General features: G+C 56.8%; 13 protein-coding genes and 1 tRNA gene. 6 read left to right on the forward strand and 8 right to left on the reverse strand.

From position 1 onward, the window contains the following. Positions 1-88 precede the first annotated feature (88 nt). From G6041_RS13605 to G6041_RS13620, 4 genes are all read right to left on the reverse strand, one after another. The gene (locus tag G6041_RS13605) at positions 89-442 is read right to left on the reverse strand and encodes a DUF4156 domain-containing protein (RefSeq protein WP_032975127.1); all 354 of its coding nucleotides are present in this window, start codon (positions 440-442) and stop codon (positions 89-91) included. 241 nt (positions 443-683) lie between these two features. Further along, positions 684-2,327: a chaperonin GroEL gene (gene groL, locus G6041_RS13610; RefSeq protein WP_004387019.1), complete on the reverse strand. Its 1,644-nt coding sequence runs from the start codon at positions 2,325-2,327 to the stop codon at positions 684-686. A gap of 49 nt (positions 2,328-2,376) precedes the next feature. Further along, a complete protein-coding gene (locus G6041_RS13615; protein WP_004387018.1) occupies positions 2,377-2,670 on the reverse strand; it encodes a co-chaperone GroES in 294 nt (97 codons plus the stop codon). A 136-nt stretch (positions 2,671-2,806) separates the two neighbouring features. Further along, the gene (locus G6041_RS13620; RefSeq protein WP_012123667.1) at positions 2,807-3,283 is read right to left on the reverse strand and encodes an FxsA family protein; all 477 of its coding nucleotides are present in this window, start codon (positions 3,281-3,283) and stop codon (positions 2,807-2,809) included. 337 nt (positions 3,284-3,620) lie between these two features. Between G6041_RS13620 and aspA the strand changes: the two genes are divergently transcribed. From aspA to G6041_RS13650, 6 genes are all read left to right on the forward strand, one after another. Further along, entirely contained in the window at positions 3,621-5,057 is a 1,437-nt protein-coding gene (gene aspA, locus G6041_RS13625) for an aspartate ammonia-lyase (protein ID WP_004387015.1), read from the forward strand. 112 nt (positions 5,058-5,169) lie between these two features. Then, positions 5,170-6,471 (forward strand): anaerobic C4-dicarboxylate transporter, encoded by a 1,302-nt coding sequence (locus tag G6041_RS13630; RefSeq protein WP_007887530.1) that lies wholly within the window; start codon positions 5,170-5,172, stop codon positions 6,469-6,471. A gap of 123 nt (positions 6,472-6,594) precedes the next feature. Continuing rightward, positions 6,595-6,942, forward strand: a complete 348-nt coding sequence (cutA, locus tag G6041_RS13635) for a divalent cation tolerance protein CutA (protein ID WP_004387013.1) — start codon at positions 6,595-6,597, stop codon at positions 6,940-6,942. Then, complete coding sequence (locus G6041_RS13640; RefSeq protein WP_012123666.1) at positions 6,918-8,642, forward strand: protein-disulfide reductase DsbD; 1,725 nt, start codon at positions 6,918-6,920, stop codon at positions 8,640-8,642. The genes cutA and G6041_RS13640 overlap by 25 nt, the downstream gene beginning before the upstream one ends. 50 nt (positions 8,643-8,692) lie before the next feature. Continuing rightward, positions 8,693-9,268, forward strand: coding sequence for a transcriptional regulator (locus G6041_RS13645; protein WP_166491665.1), 576 nt, complete (start codon positions 8,693-8,695; stop codon positions 9,266-9,268). Between the two features lie 116 nt (positions 9,269-9,384). Continuing rightward, a tRNA-Phe gene (locus G6041_RS13650) sits at positions 9,385-9,460 on the forward strand. A 441-nt stretch (positions 9,461-9,901) separates the two neighbouring features. Here the strand turns inward: G6041_RS13650 and tssJ are convergent. Genes tssJ through vgrG form a run of 4 tightly spaced genes read right to left on the reverse strand, consistent with a single transcriptional unit; the run spans position 9,902 to position 16,378 of the window. After that, positions 9,902-10,420: a type VI secretion system lipoprotein TssJ gene (tssJ, locus tag G6041_RS13655; RefSeq protein ID WP_012123664.1), complete on the reverse strand. Its 519-nt coding sequence runs from the start codon at positions 10,418-10,420 to the stop codon at positions 9,902-9,904. A 7-nt stretch (positions 10,421-10,427) separates the two neighbouring features. Continuing rightward, positions 10,428-11,528, reverse strand: coding sequence for a type VI secretion system baseplate subunit TssG (gene tssG, locus G6041_RS13660; RefSeq protein WP_012123663.1), 1,101 nt, complete (start codon positions 11,526-11,528; stop codon positions 10,428-10,430). Further along, positions 11,492-13,252, reverse strand: a complete 1,761-nt coding sequence (gene tssF / locus G6041_RS13665) for a type VI secretion system baseplate subunit TssF (protein WP_012123662.1) — start codon at positions 13,250-13,252, stop codon at positions 11,492-11,494. Before tssF ends, tssG begins: the two co-directional genes overlap by 37 nt. Continuing rightward, complete coding sequence (gene vgrG, locus G6041_RS21460; protein WP_227003023.1) at positions 13,253-16,378, reverse strand: type VI secretion system tip protein VgrG; 3,126 nt, start codon at positions 16,376-16,378, stop codon at positions 13,253-13,255. Positions 16,379-16,408: the final 30 nt, after the last annotated feature.

Genomic DNA, 16,408 nt, shown 5'->3' on the forward strand with positions numbered 1-16,408 from the left:
ACCCAGCGCGGCGTTAAAATCGTAGGGCGGGTAAGCGCAGCGCACCCGCCTTTTTATCTTTCAAAACCGTTAATGCGTGATATCACTTTCAGTTCGGGCATTTATATACCTGACCGACCATTTTGCTGGATGTCGGAACAAAGCTTGAAAGCAGGTTCTGTGTCGGGCTGCTTACGCCATAAAGCACATTGCCGCCCATCGCTGCGGCCTGATTACGCAGATCGTTTGCCGCACCGCGCATGGAGCCGCCCTCTTCGCCGTGCTGACCAGAAAGCCAGTTGCTCTGCTCGCCGGTCGCGGTGCCCAGTAAGCGGCACTCTTTACCTGGCTGCTCTTCAACAAAACGCACGCTCTGGCCTGCGGCAGAGAGTGAGTTACCGTTGCTGCATCCCGCCAGCAGCAGCGCTGCGACAACCATTCCTGTAGTGACTTTCAAGCGCATGTTGTTCCCCATTATGAATAGCTGGTGATAGCCTGGGCTGCGTAAGCCCGGTAAGACCTTATACTAAAAAGATGACCAAAAGAAAAACCCCGGCCATTCCTGACCGGGGTTTTCTGTTTTTAATCGAATAATTCAGGTTGCAGGCAGGCGGCAAGTTCATGAATCCCAGGCGCTTACCTCAGTAAGTGACGGGAGTGAATGAATGCAGCCTACGCCCTGGGCCTGAAGTATGAAGATTAAATTACATCATACCGCCCATGCCGCCCATGCCGCCCATACCTGCAGCGCCTAAGTCGGCTTTATCTTCTTTCGGCAGATCGGTAACCATGCACTCGGTGGTGATCATCAGGCCAGCCACAGAAGACGCGTACTGCAGTGCAGAACGGGTCACTTTGGTCGGATCCAGGATACCCATGTCGATCATGTTGCCGTATTCTTCGGTCGCCGCGTTGTAACCGTAGTTACCGTCGCCAGCTTTCACGTTGTTCGCGACAACAGACGGCTCTTCACCGGCGTTGGACACGATCTGACGCAGCGGAGCTTCCATTGCGCGCAGCGCAACTTTGATACCCACGTTCTGGTCTTCGTTCTGGCCAGTCAGTTCGGTCAGTTTCGCAGCAACACGCACCAGCGCTACACCGCCACCAGCAACCACGCCTTCTTCCACCGCAGCACGGGTTGCGTGCAGGGCGTCTTCAACGCGGGCTTTCTTCTCTTTCATTTCCACTTCGGTCGCAGCGCCAACCTTGATAACCGCAACGCCGCCAGCCAGTTTAGCTACGCGCTCCTGCAGTTTTTCACGGTCGTAGTCAGAGGTCGCTTCTTCGATCTGCTGACGGATCTGACCAACACGGCCCTGGATTGCGGATTCGTCGCCCACGCCATCGATGATGGTGGTGGTGTCTTTGTTGATAACAACGCGTTTCGCCTGACCCAGATCTTCCAGGGTCGCTTTTTCCAGCTCCATACCGATCTCTTCAGAGATAACGGTACCGCCAGTCAGGATTGCGATATCCTGCAGCATAGCTTTACGACGGTCGCCGAAGCCCGGTGCTTTCACCGCAGCCACTTTCACGATGCCGCGCATGGTGTTCACGACCAGGGTCGCCAGTGCTTCGCCTTCAACATCTTCAGCGATGATCAGCAGCGGTTTGCCTGCTTTAGCCACGGCTTCGAGAACCGGCAGCATTTCGCGGATGTTGGAGATTTTTTTGTCAGCCAGCAGGATGAACGGGCTTTCCAGCTCAACAGCGCCAGTTTCCGGCTTGTTGATGAAGTACGGAGACAGGTAGCCGCGGTCGAACTGCATACCTTCAACCACATCCAGCTCGTCCTGCAGACCGGTGCCTTCTTCAACGGTGATAACGCCTTCTTTACCCACTTTCTCCATCGCTTCGGCAATCAGTTTACCTACGGTTTCATCGGAGTTAGCGGAGATGGTGCCGACCTGAGCGATAGCTTTAGAGTCAGAGCACGGTACGGAGAGCGCTTTCAGCTCTTCAACAGCGGCAACAACCGCTTTATCGATACCGCGTTTCAGATCCATCGGGTTCATGCCTGCCGCAACAGCTTTCAGGCCTTCGGTGATGATAGCCTGCGCCAGTACGGTTGCAGTGGTGGTACCGTCGCCTGCCGCGTCGTTCGCTTTGGAGGCCACTTCTTTCACCATCTGCGCGCCCATGTTTTCGAACTTGTCTTCCAGTTCGATTTCACGTGCTACGGACACGCCGTCTTTGGTGATGGTCGGCGCACCGAAAGATTTATCCAGCACCACGTTGCGGCCTTTCGGGCCCAGGGTGACTTTCACTGCGTCTGCCAGTACGTTTACGCCGCGGAGCATTTTCACACGAGCGTCGTTACCGAATTTTACGTCTTTAGCTGCCATATCGTTATTTCCCTTAAATTCGTACGTTCAGTTTTGTTCGCGCGTGAGATTACGCTTCAACAATTGCCAGAATGTCGCTTTCAGACATGATCAGCACTTCCTGATCGTCCAGCTTCTCGGTTTTTACACCATAGCCATCGTTGAAAATTACGATGTCGCCCACTTTCACATCCAGCGGCTTCACTTCGCCATTTTCAAGGATGCGGCCATTGCCAACAGCCAGCACTTCGCCACGCGTGGATTTACCCGCAGCGGAGCCGGTCAGAACGATGCCGCCAGCAGATTTAGATTCAATTTCTTTACGCTTGACGATCACGCGATCATGCAATGGACGAATATTCATTGATAGCTCTCCTTTGAGAAAGTCCGTATCAGTTAGGGATTGAGCCGGCCCGTGAAGGTTTCCGGCTGGTGCCCAGAGAGATGGGGTTGGGGTTTTCCCCCTTCAAGGGGGAAAAGAAAAAAATTTTTTGGATTTTTTATCGCGAGTCGCGATCGTGGTCTTCAAGGCGTTTGGGGCCGTCGTCTTTACGCTGGTACTCGCCGTCGAAGGTGTTGCCGCCCTGCGATGAAGCCCCAAAACCACCGCCCGGCATCCGCCCAAAGCGCAGGTGCGGCATCAGGCGCAGCGTGATGAGTTTTTGCACCGGCGGTAGCAACAACAGCAGGCCGAGGAAATCGGTAAAGAAGCCAGGCAACAGCAGCAACAGGCCTGCGATAATCAGCGACACGCTTTTTAGCATTTCCGCCGCCGGGCTTTCGCCCGCTTCCATTTTCTGCTGCATCAGCATCAGGTTTTTAAAGCCCTGGTTACGCACCAGCGACATCCCGATGACCGAGGTGAAAATCACCAGCACTAAGGTCAGAAAAACGCCGAACACATGCGCCATCTGAATAAAGATGGAAATTTCAATGTAGATGTAAAGAAAGAAGGCGATAAAGGGTATCCAGCGCACCGGGTTCTCCTGTAAAAAGCAGGCGCCTTCTGGCGCCTTAGAAATGGATGTGCGAACGCATATACACTGAGATGGAGGCGCCTTAGTCAAAGTTCAATCACTTTGCACGGACATTTTTTCTGGAAATTTTTAAGCGGTGACCCATTTCACAGTTTAATAATTGTCATCAGACGCGGCCGGGAATAAGTGATCCAGGTTACTGCATTTCGCTATCATCAGCATATGATCGTGGGCACCAGACCGATTAAGGACATAAATGTCGGTCATTTTACCTCCATAACCACATATATCCTGTGAGTTTGGTGCATTCTTAGTCAGCTTAAGTAAGAAGGTTCACATGTTAAACAACATTCGTATCGAAGAAGACTTGTTGGGTACCAGGGAAGTTCCAGCGGATGCCTACTACGGTGTTCACACTCTGCGAGCGATTGAAAACTTTTACATCAGCAACAGCAAAATCAGTGACATCCCTGAGTTTGTTCGCGGCATGGTGATGGTGAAAAAAGCGGCGGCGCTGGCCAACAAAGAGTTGCAGACCATCCCGCGCAAAATTGCCGACACGATTATCGCCGCCTGCGATGAAGTGCTGAATAATGGAAAATGCATGGATCAGTTCCCGGTCGATGTGTACCAGGGCGGCGCGGGCACTTCCGTTAACATGAACACCAACGAAGTGCTGGCGAACATTGGCCTTGAGCTGATGGGCCACCAGAAAGGGGAATATCAGTTCCTCAACCCCAACGATCATGTGAACAAATGCCAGTCCACAAATGACGCCTACCCGACCGGCTTCCGCATCGCGGTTTACGCGTCCATCGTTAAACTGGTAGACGCCATTAAAGAGCTGGGCGAAGGCTTCCAGCGCAAGGCCGTGGAATTTGAAAACATCCTGAAAATGGGCCGCACCCAGCTTCAGGACGCCGTGCCGATGACGCTCGGCCAGGAGTTCCACGCATTTAACGTGCTGCTGAACGAAGAGACCAAAAACCTGCTGCGTACGGCGGAGCTGCTGCTTGAGGTGAACCTCGGCGCGACCGCTATCGGCACGCGTCTGAACACCCCGGATGGTTATCAGCAACTGGCCGTGCAGAAACTCGCGGAAGTGAGCAATCTGCCGGTCGTTCCGGCGGAAGACCTGATCGAAGCGACCTCCGACTGCGGCGCTTACGTTATGGTGCACAGTTCGCTCAAGCGTCTGGCCGTTAAGCTCTCCAAAATCTGTAACGACCTGCGTCTGCTCTCTTCCGGTCCGCGCGCGGGCTTAAACGAAATCAACCTGCCAGAGCTGCAGGCGGGTTCGTCCATCATGCCAGCCAAAGTGAACCCGGTTGTGCCGGAAGTGGTAAATCAGGTCTGCTTTAAAGTCATCGGCAACGACACCACCGTGACCATGGCGTCTGAAGCCGGCCAGCTGCAGCTGAACGTGATGGAGCCGGTGATCGGCCAGGCGATGTTTGAGTCGATTCATATCCTGACCAACGCCTGCTACAACCTGCTGGAAAAATGCGTCAACGGCATTACGGCCAATAAAGAAGTGTGCGAAGGCTACGTCTACAACTCTATCGGTATCGTCACCTATCTCAACCCGTTCATCGGCCACCACAATGGCGATATCGTCGGGAAGATTTGTGCTGAAACCGGCAAGAGCGTGCGTGAAGTCGTACTGGAGCGCGGTCTGCTGACGGAAGCGGAGCTGGACGACATTTTCTCTGTCCAGAACCTGATGCATCCGGCCTACAAAGCAAAACGCTATACCGATGAAAGCGAACAGTAATCCCCTTTCGCGGTACACTGAAAAGGCACGTCTTCGGACGTGCCTTTTTCGTTTAATGGATACCAAATTATAACTTTTAATTATCCAACAATTAACCATCAAGGAAGCCATCATGATAGTCGTCGAACTTATCATCGTTTTACTGGCCATTTTTCTTGGCGCCAGGCTTGGAGGAATCGGGATTGGGTACGCCGGCGGGCTGGGGGTGCTGGTTCTCGCCGCCATCGGGGTAAAACCCGGCAATATCCCTTTTGATGTTATTTCAATCATTATGGCGGTGATCGCCGCTATCTCCGCCATGCAGGTCGCGGGCGGGCTCGATTTCCTGGTCAACCAGACGGAAAAGCTGCTGCGCAAAAACCCGAAATACATCACGATACTGGCTCCCATCGTCACCTACTTTCTGACGATTTTCGCCGGTACCGGGAATATCTCGCTCGCCACGCTGCCGGTTATCGCTGAAGTGGCGAAAGAACAGGGCGTGAAACCTTGCCGTCCGCTCTCTACCGCCGTGGTCGCCGCGCAGATAGCCATCACGGCGTCGCCGATTTCCGCCGCCGTGGTGTATATGTCCTCGGTGATGGAAGGTCACGGCGTCAGCTACATTCATCTGCTGATGGTCGTTATCCCTTCTACGCTCGCGGCGGTGCTGGTGATGTCTTTTCTCGTCTCCATCCTGTTTAACTCGAAGCTTTCCGATGATCCGGTGTACCTCAAACGTCTTGAAGAGGGGTTAATCGAGCTGCGCGGCGATAAGCAAATTGACATCAAACCGCGCGCCAAAACCTCCGTGTGGCTGTTCCTGCTGGGCGTGGTTTGCGTTGTTGCATATGCGATTATCAACAGCCCGAGCCTCGGTCTTGTGGCAAAACCGCTGATGAACACCACCAGCGCTATCCTCATCATCATGCTGAGCGTCGCGACGCTTATCACGCTTCTCTGCCGCGTGGAAACCGACACCATTCTGAACTCCAGCACCTTTAAAGCGGGGATGAGCGCCTGTATCTGTATCCTCGGCGTGGCGTGGCTTGGCGACACCTTCGTTTCCGCCAATATCGACTGGATCAAAGCCACGGCGGGCAGCGTGATTCAGGGCCACCCGTGGCTGCTGGCGCTGATTTTCTTTATCGCCTCCGCGCTGCTTTATTCACAGGCGGCGACCGCCAAAGCGCTGATGCCAATGGCGCTGGCGCTGAACGTCTCCCCGCTGACAGCCGTCGCCTCTTTTGCCGCCGTTTCCGGCCTGTTTATTCTGCCGACCTATCCGACACTGGTTGCCGCCGTACAGATGGACGATACCGGCACCACGCGTATTGGCCGCTTCGTCTTTAACCACCCGTTTTTTATTCCGGGCACGCTCGGCGTTGTGCTCTCCGTCTGCTTTGGCTTCCTGCTGGGCAGCGTCATGCTGTGATCTTCCGGGGCGCTGCGGCGCCCCTTTTTACGTCACAACCCCTCACACCTGTGCTCAACGGCTAACGCGCCCGCTTCTGCCGTTGTATAGTAGCCGTTCACACTTTTCAGGCAGGAGGGCTTTATGCTGGATGAAAATACCGTTACTCACGCCGCGCCGGACGCCGTCGTTGTGCTTTGCACCGCGCCGGACGAAGCCACCGCGCAGGATCTGGCGGCCAAAGCGCTGGCGGAAAATCTCGCCGCCTGCGTGACGCTGCTGCCGGGTGCCACGTCGCTCTACTACTGGGAAGGCAAACTGGAGCAAGAGTACGAGGTGCAGATGGTGTTAAAAAGCGATACCGCGCGTCAGCAGGCGCTGCTGACGTGTCTTAAAAGCCATCACCCGTACCAGACACCCGAACTGCTTGTGATCCCCGTCATTCATGGAGACAACGATTACCTCTCATGGCTCACCGCATCCTTACGCTGATCCTGCTGTTTTGCAGCGCTCATGCTTCGGCCTCGCTCTTCGGCCAGCAAAACGCCTCGCAGTTTGTGCCGGCAGACCAGGCTTTTGCCTTTGATTTTCAGCAGCAGCAACATCAGCTGACGCTGAACTGGCAGATTAAGCCCGGCTACTATCTCTACCGCCAGCAAATTCGCGTAACGCCTGCGAATGCCAGCGTGGCGCCGCCTGCGCTACCCACTGGCGAGCCGCATGAAGATGAGTTCTTCGGCAAAAGCGAAATCTACCGTGACGCGCTCAGCGTGCCGGTCACGGTAGAGCAGGCGGCACCGGGCGCGACGCTGAGCGTGACGTACCAGGGCTGCGCTGAAGCCGGTTTCTGTTACCCGCCGGAAACCCGCACGGTGCCGCTGAGCGCCGTCGAACCGACAGAGAGTGTTAAAGCCAACGCCGCTACGCCTTCGGCCGCCACTGGCGAGCAAACCCGCGTTAACAGCGATTCGCCTTCCGCCACCCTGCCCTTCTCCGCGTTCTGGGCGCTGCTCATCGGCATCGGCGTCGCTTTCACCCCCTGCGTGCTCCCCATGTACCCGCTTATCTCCGGCATCGTGCTTGGCGGCGACAAACGCCTTTCCACCCGCCGCGCGTTGCTGCTGGCGTTTATCTACGTACAGGGGATGGCGCTCACATACACCGCGCTCGGGCTGGTGGTCGCCGCCGCGGGGCTACAATTTCAGGCGGCGCTGCAAAGCCCGTGGGTGCTGGTGACGCTCTCTGCGGTGTTTGTTCTGCTGGCGCTCTCGATGTTTGGGCTCTTTACGCTGCAACTGCCCGCGTCGCTGCAAACGCGCCTGACGCTAATGAGCAACCGCCAGCGCGGCGGCTCGCCGGGCGGCGTGTTTGCGATGGGCGCGATTGCAGGGCTTATCTGCTCGCCCTGCACCACTGCGCCGCTCAGCGCCATTCTGCTTTATATCGCCCAGAGCGGGAACCTGTGGCTCGGCGGCGGTACGTTGTATCTCTACGCGCTCGGCATGGGCCTGCCGTTGATTCTGGTTACCGTTTTCGGCAACCGACTGCTGCCAAAAAGCGGCCCGTGGATGGAGCAGGTAAAAACCGCGTTCGGCTTTGTTATCCTGGCGCTACCGGTATTTCTGCTGGAGCGCGTGCTGGGCGAGCCGTGGGGAGTGCGTCTCTGGAGCGTGCTTGGCGTCGCGTTCTTCGGCTGGGCGTTTGTCACGAGCCTGAACGCCACCCGCTCCTGGATGCGCGCGGTGCAAATCGTCCTGCTGGGTGCGGCAATGATTTGCGCCCGTCCGTTGCAGGACTGGGTTTTCGGCGCGCCTGTCGCGGAATCCCAGGCGCATCTGGCCTTCACCCGCATCGCCACGGTGGACGATCTCGACCGCGCGCTGGCGCAGGCCAAAGGCAAGCCGGTGATGCTCGATCTCTACGCCGACTGGTGCGTCGCCTGTAAAGAGTTTGAAAAATACACGTTCAGCGCGCCAGAGGTGCAGCGCGCGCTTGATGGCGCGGTGCTGTTGCAGGCCGACGTCACCGCCAACAGCGCCGCCGATGTGGCATTGCTGAAGCGCCTTAATGTGCTCGGGCTGCCCACGATTATTTTCTTCGATGCGCAGGGTAACGAGATCCCAAATGGCCGCGTCACCGGTTTTATGGACGCCCCCGCGTTTGCAACGCATTTGCACAATCGCCTGCGGTAAACAACACTTGGGTGGGAGAAACCGTTGGGCTAAACGGAGAGGAGTAGACCGTGCAACGTGAAGAAGTTCTGGAGCAAGCCCTGCATGTCCTTGAACGGGAAGGGATTGCCAATACCACACCGGAAATGGTGGCCGCCGCGGCACAGTGTCCGACGGAAGAGATCCAGCGCTACTGGCCGGATCGCGAGGCACTGCTGTATGACGCATTGCGCTATTTGAGCCAGCGTGTGGACGCCTGGCGCCGCCAGCTGATCTACAACGAAGAGCTAAGCGCCGAGCAAAAGCTCATGGCGCGCTATCAGGCGCTGACGGATTGCGTCAGCCAGGATCGCTACCCGGGCTGTCTGTTTATCGCCGCTTGTACGTTTTACCCCGAGGCGTCGCACCCGATTAATCAACTGGCGGATCAGCAAAAACGCGCGGCGTATCACTACACGCATGAGCTGTTAACGCAGCTCGAAGTGGACGATCCGGCGATGGTCGCCGAGCAGATGGAACTGGTGCTGGAAGGCTGTCTGAGCCGCCTGCTGGTCAAACGCAGCCAGGCGGATGTGGATACCGCGCGCCGTCTCGCCGAAGATATCCTGCGATTCGCCCAGTGCCGTCAGGGTGGCGCGCTGACCTGACAACCCATTAACGGGTGCCTTTTTGTCTGAAAATCAGCCAGTCAGCACAGATTGACGGATTTTTTATGACAAAGCCGTTGACGCCTTCGGGCCTTTACGGTTTAATGCGCCCCGTTGCCCGGATAGCTCAGTCGGTAGAGCAGGGGATTGAAAATCCCCGTGTCCTTGGTTCGATTCCGAGTCCGGGCACCACTAATTTAAAGAAACCAGCCTACGGGCTGGTTTTTTGCTTTTGGCGAACCGGACTCTCCATCGAACTGCGTTCGATTCACTCGTCGCATCCCTGCGACTCGCCCTGAGTGCAGCGCTGTGCAAAAACGCTCCCGGCGTTTTTGTCCGGTCCGGGCACCACTAATTTAAAGAAACCAGCCTACGGGCTGGTTTTTTGCTTTTGGAGAGACGGACTCTTCATCGAACTGCGTTCCATGATTCGCCGCACACGGCGTTAGTCCGGGTCCGTGACATCCTCTAAATTTGATACACCCCGCTTTCATGTTCACAGGCGTATGTTTATACGCCTTCGGAATCATCCAGTTGCAGTTCACCTGGTAAGTGAGCAAAAAGAGCCCATTCTTCCTCTATATTTATCAGCAGTTGTTCAGCAAATTCCGGCTACACTCCGTTTCGAGTCCCTCATTTATCTTCTGTTGATTTCAGTGTCATCGAATGCCCTTTCAGCAGCACAGTGCGCGGTTTATCCGGGTCAAGATCATCCCGCATCAGCACCAGTCGCCAGTCGTTCTTACGCGCATCCGGTGAGCGAAACTGCGCCACCAGCGCCACGTACTGCGTCTCTTCATCGAGCGGCATATCCAGCGATACGGTGGTGCCCGGTCGTATCCACACCTCTTTTTCAGCCACCAGATCAGCGCCCAGTACAGTGTCAGCGTCGGACTGCAGTGCTGCATAATCCGCTTTCTCAAACGCCTGTCGGTCTTTCAGCTGATACACCCATACGTCAGTCGCCAGTGGCATGCCGTCTTCATCAGGGTTCAGTGCCGCACGGGCAGTAAGGTCAAGATGCAATGTTTTGACCTGTTTGTAGAAAATGGCTTTTGCCACTGAAGTCGTACTGTCGCTGACCCGCTGCGTCAGACCGCAGCCCGTTAGCATAAAAGCCAGTAACAGTAATAGAGTAAGTCGTTTCATCATTGTCCTTTCAGTCTTCAACCTCTGTTACCTCGCGGCGAACGGGGTTCTTTTTCAGTCCTTCGTATCTGCCGAGTTTAATCGTCACTTCGTCCGGCATTTCCGGGTCCGGCCCCGTATCGTCAGGGTCGTGCCCCAGCAGGAACGAGTACCCCATGTATACGCTGTCCTTGTGGTCACGTGCGGTCAGGCGCGGTGCGGGCAGCAGCCTGCGCGGAAACGTCAGGGAGATACACGCGTCATAGCGCCAGCCCAGGTAGACACGCAGCAGTGAGAGTAAATCGTGATACAGCGTGTATCCCGGCGGCATCCAGCCCCGTACATCAGCCTTGCTTTCGGTATACAGCCGGATTTCAATGGTACTGTTCATATCCCAGGCGAAACCGCCCATCACCGGACGGTCATCCAGACAAAAACCTTCCCCGTTCGCGCTCAGGCTCAGCTCCGGGATATCCACTTTCCGCTGATAGCGCGGTCTCACCGTCACCGATGTATCCGGCGTAACCATGCTGACCACGGCGGCAATCCCTTCTGCGGTCCGGCCCGGCAGTTGCAGAGCCGGGAGCATCCCAAGAAAACGCGACAACGGCGTATCCAGATGCTCTGCCGTACCGGGAATACCGAGCCCCGCCAGCCCCAGCAGGCACTGCGAAATCCTGTCCGTACCGCCGTCCTCAAACGACGCCGGGTAACTGTGCTTGCGCCAGATACGGTAATACTGCGTTATCAGGCGGTGGTTAAAGATATCGAGAAAGTGCTCTACCGTTTCATGGCCGTCACGCCGCTGCGCAATATCATCGATATAGGCTGTGGGTAACGGAGACGTAATACCGTACAGCCCCATAAAGGTGGTTCTGACCGTCGGCGGCGAGTCCTGGCTCTCATCAAAATGAGGTTCGATGCCTTTAAACTCGCTCGCCGGAAAACCCATCCCGGCATACGGGCGCAGTCGCAGCGGGTCATCGCTGATACGCCAGGAGCTCCCCAGCGGCGGGTATTCCGGGTGCGTTTTTTCCAGCCACTGCAGAAAGCGGTAAAAGCTGCTGTACGGCAGGCGTGTGCCGAACGCGTCATTCAGCCGCGTGAAGCTGACTGATGGTTTTCTTTCCATCGCAGGCAGTGTCCTGTCGGTTGTAGTATCAGGGTGAGTCGGTTAAACAGGTGCATATCGGCGTACTGCGCGAAAAAGCGGTTCAGCAGGCTGCCAAACAGCCAGACATCGCCTTCTCCGGCGAACATCGTGGTGTCGAGCGTAACCTCAATATCCACACCACGCTGCAGGCCGCGTTTCCAGTATTCAAGGCGATGGTGCTGAACTTTAATAATGCCGCTTAACCGACGGCGATTTGTGTCGTCCTCTGTCCAGTTATAAAGCGCCAGCGCGTTACGCAGCATCTCTGCATCGTTCATCATCCACAGGAAACGACTCCCAAGCTGACTTAACAGTTTCCAGTGAAAGCGGTTTTCGTTGGGCGGGTAACAGGGCATCGATGGCCGACAAAGGTTACGCACGCGAACCGGGGTTTGCGGCGTACCGGCAAGCTGATTGAGAAGGATACTCTGCAGGGTTTTGCGCGGCAGACTGCCATTGGTGCCAGTGAGGCTCAGCACCAGTGCTTCATCAGGCTGCTGACGTTCCCGCTCAAATGCTTCGCCGCCGGGAATCAACCAGGTTTCCGTGCGCCCGGAGGGGCCACGCAGCACGCGGGTATGAAAATACCGGGGCGGCCGTTCACGCCGCAGCATCCCGCCACGCTGTTCAAAGAGGCGAAACGACGTGTAACGCGGCGCATCCTCTTCAGACGAGGCCGCCACGGATTCAACCGCAAAGATTTCAGTATGCGGGTCGTCATCACGCAGCGGCTGTAAGCGGTATTCGGTCTGCTCTGAATTAATCGCCAGCGGACGTGCATCAAGGCGGAACAGATTCACCGCCGTCACGCAGTGCAGGCGCAGGTTCTCTTCGCTGACGCTAAAATCATGCGGCCAGGGCCGTGTGAAGCGCAGCTCCAGCTCAAACCACGGCAACGCTTCCGGCCAGTCAGCCTGCTCCAGCCCTTCCAGGGAGACGAACATAAACTTTTCGCGGAAAGTGAAATACTCCAGCAGATGCTGATAGCCGCTGTACTCACTCTTCTCCACATCCCACAGATGCGCGTCTTCATCAAAGGCGCTGGCGCGAAAACGCAGCGACAGAGGATGGCGATCCACGTTACCAGGAAAGCGGATATATGCCTGTCCCACCAGCCGGGTCAGAAACAGATGCAGCAGCGAGGCCAGCGGCGCATCGCCATTCAGGTAGACCGGCAGAGCCGAAAGATCCAGTTGTTGCCAGTCGGCGGTGTTACCGCACTGAAAGCGCAGGCGCAGGGTATTCTCGCCGTCCGGCTCGGTAAAGATACCCGCTTTCTCAATCAGGAGTGGCTGCAGGGTCAGCGGTCGTGTGGTGCGGTAGCGGCAGCGTACGTGATTGTCTCCCACTGGCGCAGAAATCACTTCGGTATGTTCAGGGATGATGTCACTGTGCTTAAGCGCATCGGGGTCCGGTGCGATTTCCACCACGCACATCGACGGCAGCGGACGCAGGTAGTGCGGCCACAGCAGGCTGATAACCCCTTCGGTGAGTTCCGGATAATCGTCGTCCAGTTTCTGACGCACTCGCCCCATCAGGAAAGCAAAACCCTGGAACAGGCGCTCAACCGATTCGTCCATCGCCCCGTTCTTCATGAGCCCCATCTGGCGGGCCTCTTCTGGGTGCTGTTGTGCAAACTCCCGTGCCGCATCGCGCAGATAGCGCATTTCGGTGTCAAAGTAGCGGAGGGTTAAATCTTCCATTTACTCCTCACTTCCGGCATCGCTCTCTGTATGGCGGGTTGCCATTGCGCCCGTGGTTTCAAACACCTGCTGCGGCAGCCTGAACCCTTTCAGTCTCAGCAGCGCCAGCGGGCCAACGCCCGCCTCCGTGCGCAGTATCATGTTCAGCGTGTCGCCGTCTGCTGTTTTCCAGCGCAGGACATAGGTACTGTTGTCCGTTGCCTTCACCTGCGCCTTATCCAGCAGACGGATAAAGCCCCAGCTTCCGGGGTAATCAGCGTAAATACGCTCGCCAGTGTTCACACTGGTCCAGGTAAGCGTGGTGCGCGGCTTCCACTGGCTGTCCGGCCAGACAAACGGCTGCCAGCTCTCTACCTGGTTGTGGTAATCCAGTTTTTGCTGGTCGAGGAACAGCGTGGTCTGCATCACGTCACGGGCCGGTTTACCCATCAGCTGAAAATGCACGCCGGCATCGCCGCTGGTGAACACCACATCAGCCAGTTCGCTGAGCGCATTCAGCGCATCCAGAAATTCTGGATTGAAGTGCAGCCCCTGGCTGCTGATGGCATCCGGCACCCAGCGACGGCCTTCTTTATGCAGCACACCGCCGAGGCTGGTTTTCACAAATTGAGTGATACGCCCGGTGTCGTTACGCAGGTATTGCGAAAGCAGCGGCAGCGAAGCCTCACTCTGTTTGTCAGGCGAGAACGGCCAGCGGTCGTTAAAATCATGTTCCCAGTCGTTCACAATGGTCTGCTGCCACTGGCTGTTAATGCTCTCTGCCGTCGGGGCTAACACCTGTTGCCAGGCCTGCTCCATCGGCTGAACAAACAGCGCCTGGCCAAAACCGCCCCACTCCTGACCGAGGCTGGCCGCTACCAGGCTGCCGTAATCGCGGGTGTCGGTCACATCCACCGATTTGCCCTGGAACACGGTCTGCGCCAGCGCCTGCATCATCGCCTGCGGGTCAGCAGTATTGGTTACCTGCTGAAGTTTGAGGCGAACGCGGGTCACGCGGGTGAGGAAGGTCTGCAGGCTCAGGCTGTCGCTGCCACCGTTCTGGTTGCTGAGTAGCGCAAGCGTCGGGCCAAAGGTCGCTTCCAGCGGCCCATGCGGTCCCGCCTGCTGGTCGATGGCCTTTGCGCCATCGCTGTGCAGCAGGTTTTGTGCCGATTTCACCAGTGAATCAGAAAGCGCTTCCTGCGTCTGACCGGCACGGCCCTGCACGTTCAGGGTGTTCATCAGCGCCACCAGCGGTGACTGGCGCACGTCAGCGAGCAATGTCAGCTGGTCAATCGCATCCGAGAGCGTGGCGGCATTCTGCCAGTGCAGGCTGTTGAGGAAATCAAGCCAGGCTCCGGCGTAATCGGTAAAGTAGCGCTCTGTCAGGCGGGCCTTAAGCGCCGCCGGTGAAATATCAGAGGCCACCTGGTGTTTGCTGTCGGTCAGTACCCAGTCGATTTCATCCCGGCGCTCATTCACCACCTTATCAATGGCAGGCTGTACGGCGTTGTCCCAGGCGTCGCGGGTGAACATCCCTGGCACCACTTCATCCGTGGTAAACAGACGCGAGGCATCGGTATCGCCGGTCATGTCGGAGAGACGCATATCGGCGTAGTTATGCGATACCTGTTGCAGCATCTTCTGATAAAGCGCCGATTCCGCGTTACGCTGACCAATCAGGCGCAGCAGCGCGCTGCGTGTGATGGAGACCAGTTGCGGGTCAGCGGAGATTTTCCAGTCCGGGTGACCGCCGTCGAACATCACCGCCACTTCGGTGCCCTGTATCAGCGGCAGATGCAGCCCGAAGTTATCTCCGGCGTAATCGCGGGCGCGTCTGAGCCACGGGCTTTCACCGCCCTGCGGCCAGCTGTCCTTATCAAAATCGAAGCGAACCCGGTAGCGGCCCTGTTTATCGATATGGCTGTAGATATCACCCGCCTGCGAACTGGTGATGCGCGCCGTCAGCGGAACGGTAATACGGGCGCGGGGCTGATGGACCGGGCGGAAGCAGACCGTACTCCGGTACGCTATCCCTTTAGCTTTAAGCCGATAGTGCGAACTCCGGCTGGCGGAAGTTTCTATGGCGGTCACCAGCATGCCCTCGGCAAAGGCGCGGGAATTGTCGCCCTGGGCCTTCAGCACCTGGCCCGGGGCAATAAGCGTGGAGTTGCTTTCAAGGCTGAGGCGGTGCTGGCGGTTCAGCTGGCGTTCGTGGCGCAGGCGGGCATAAAAATACCCGCTTTCAGCACTCTGGTTCCCCGCCGTGGCGTACTGCTCGCCTTCGCTAAGAAAACCATCGGTATAGTGGTAGTCATTACCGTACGTGGTTTTGTCGTCATCGTGAGTCAGGTCGGCATCCGCATTCATGATGACATCAGCGGTACGGTAGTTGTAATCGTGTGTACTGACCGAGCGCTCCGTCACCTGATGGTGTGCCTGTAAATTCCACACCGATTCCGCGCGGTTATCGTGCATGCCCGCCAGGTTCACCACCGGAACAGTGACGCCATACTGCCAGCCCCGGTCTGAATCGCCGAACACCACCATTTCATGCCCGGTCTCGATGTCCTGGGTAAAGTTATACCAGATGCCCACTTCCGAGAGCAGACGGTCGATAAACTCTGCATCCGACAACATAAACTGGGTAATAATTTCCCGCGACGGATACGTATTACTCAGGCGAAACTCAAACAGCCAACCCGGCCAGTTGTGGTGTTCACGCAGAATTTTCTCCACCACTTCCGGGACGGACAGGTTCTGGTAGATGGCGCTACGGCGGCTGTTATCAAGCAGCGAAAGGCGCGGTTCAAACGTCAGGCTGTATGTGGCTTCATCACGCGAAACGGAAAGGCGGGAAAAGTGAGTGATTACGCCATACAGCGTCCGCTGGACTTCCGGGGCAAGGGTACGGCGAAACGCCGTCTGCGGCAGAGTCTGCATGATGAAGGTAACATTCTTCATCAGCATCATCGCCGGATCGATATCCTTATCGCTGCTGGTAAGTCGCACGTCATAACGATAACGGGTGCTTAACCCTTCGCGACCTTCAAATGACTCCACGTCCAGCGGCGCAGTGCAGCCCTTAATTTTGAGGTGGTAGCGATTGAGGCTTAGCGCATCCAGAACAGGGGATGTAGTCGTCATCATGGCTTCCTTATGCTGACCCGGCACCCG

The sequence above is a fragment of the Cronobacter sp. HA18003 genome (assembly GCF_011605905.1).
Classification (GTDB): domain Bacteria; phylum Pseudomonadota; class Gammaproteobacteria; order Enterobacterales; family Enterobacteriaceae; genus Cronobacter; species Cronobacter sakazakii.

Coding starts and splice junctions, on each gene's coding strand:
- G6041_RS13615 (WP_004387018.1), bottom strand. CDS start 2,670: ATGAATATTCGTCCATTGCATGATCGCGTGATCGTCAAGCGTAAAGAA.
- aspA (WP_004387015.1), top strand. CDS start 3,621: ATGTTAAACAACATTCGTATCGAAGAAGACTTGTTGGGTACCAGGGAA.
- G6041_RS13640 (WP_012123666.1), top strand. CDS start 6,918: ATGGCTCACCGCATCCTTACGCTGATCCTGCTGTTTTGCAGCGCTCAT.
- vgrG (WP_227003023.1), bottom strand. CDS start 16,378: ATGACGACTACATCCCCTGTTCTGGATGCGCTAAGCCTCAATCGCTAC.
- tssG (WP_012123663.1), bottom strand. CDS start 11,528: ATGGAAAGAAAACCATCAGTCAGCTTCACGCGGCTGAATGACGCGTTC.
- G6041_RS13630 (WP_007887530.1), top strand. CDS start 5,170: ATGATAGTCGTCGAACTTATCATCGTTTTACTGGCCATTTTTCTTGGC.
- tssJ (WP_012123664.1), bottom strand. CDS start 10,420: ATGATGAAACGACTTACTCTATTACTGTTACTGGCTTTTATGCTAACG.
- groL (WP_004387019.1), bottom strand. CDS start 2,327: ATGGCAGCTAAAGACGTAAAATTCGGTAACGACGCTCGTGTGAAAATG.
- cutA (WP_004387013.1), top strand. CDS start 6,595: ATGCTGGATGAAAATACCGTTACTCACGCCGCGCCGGACGCCGTCGTT.
- G6041_RS13605 (WP_032975127.1), bottom strand. CDS start 442: ATGCGCTTGAAAGTCACTACAGGAATGGTTGTCGCAGCGCTGCTGCTG.
- tssF (WP_012123662.1), bottom strand. CDS start 13,252: ATGGAAGATTTAACCCTCCGCTACTTTGACACCGAAATGCGCTATCTG.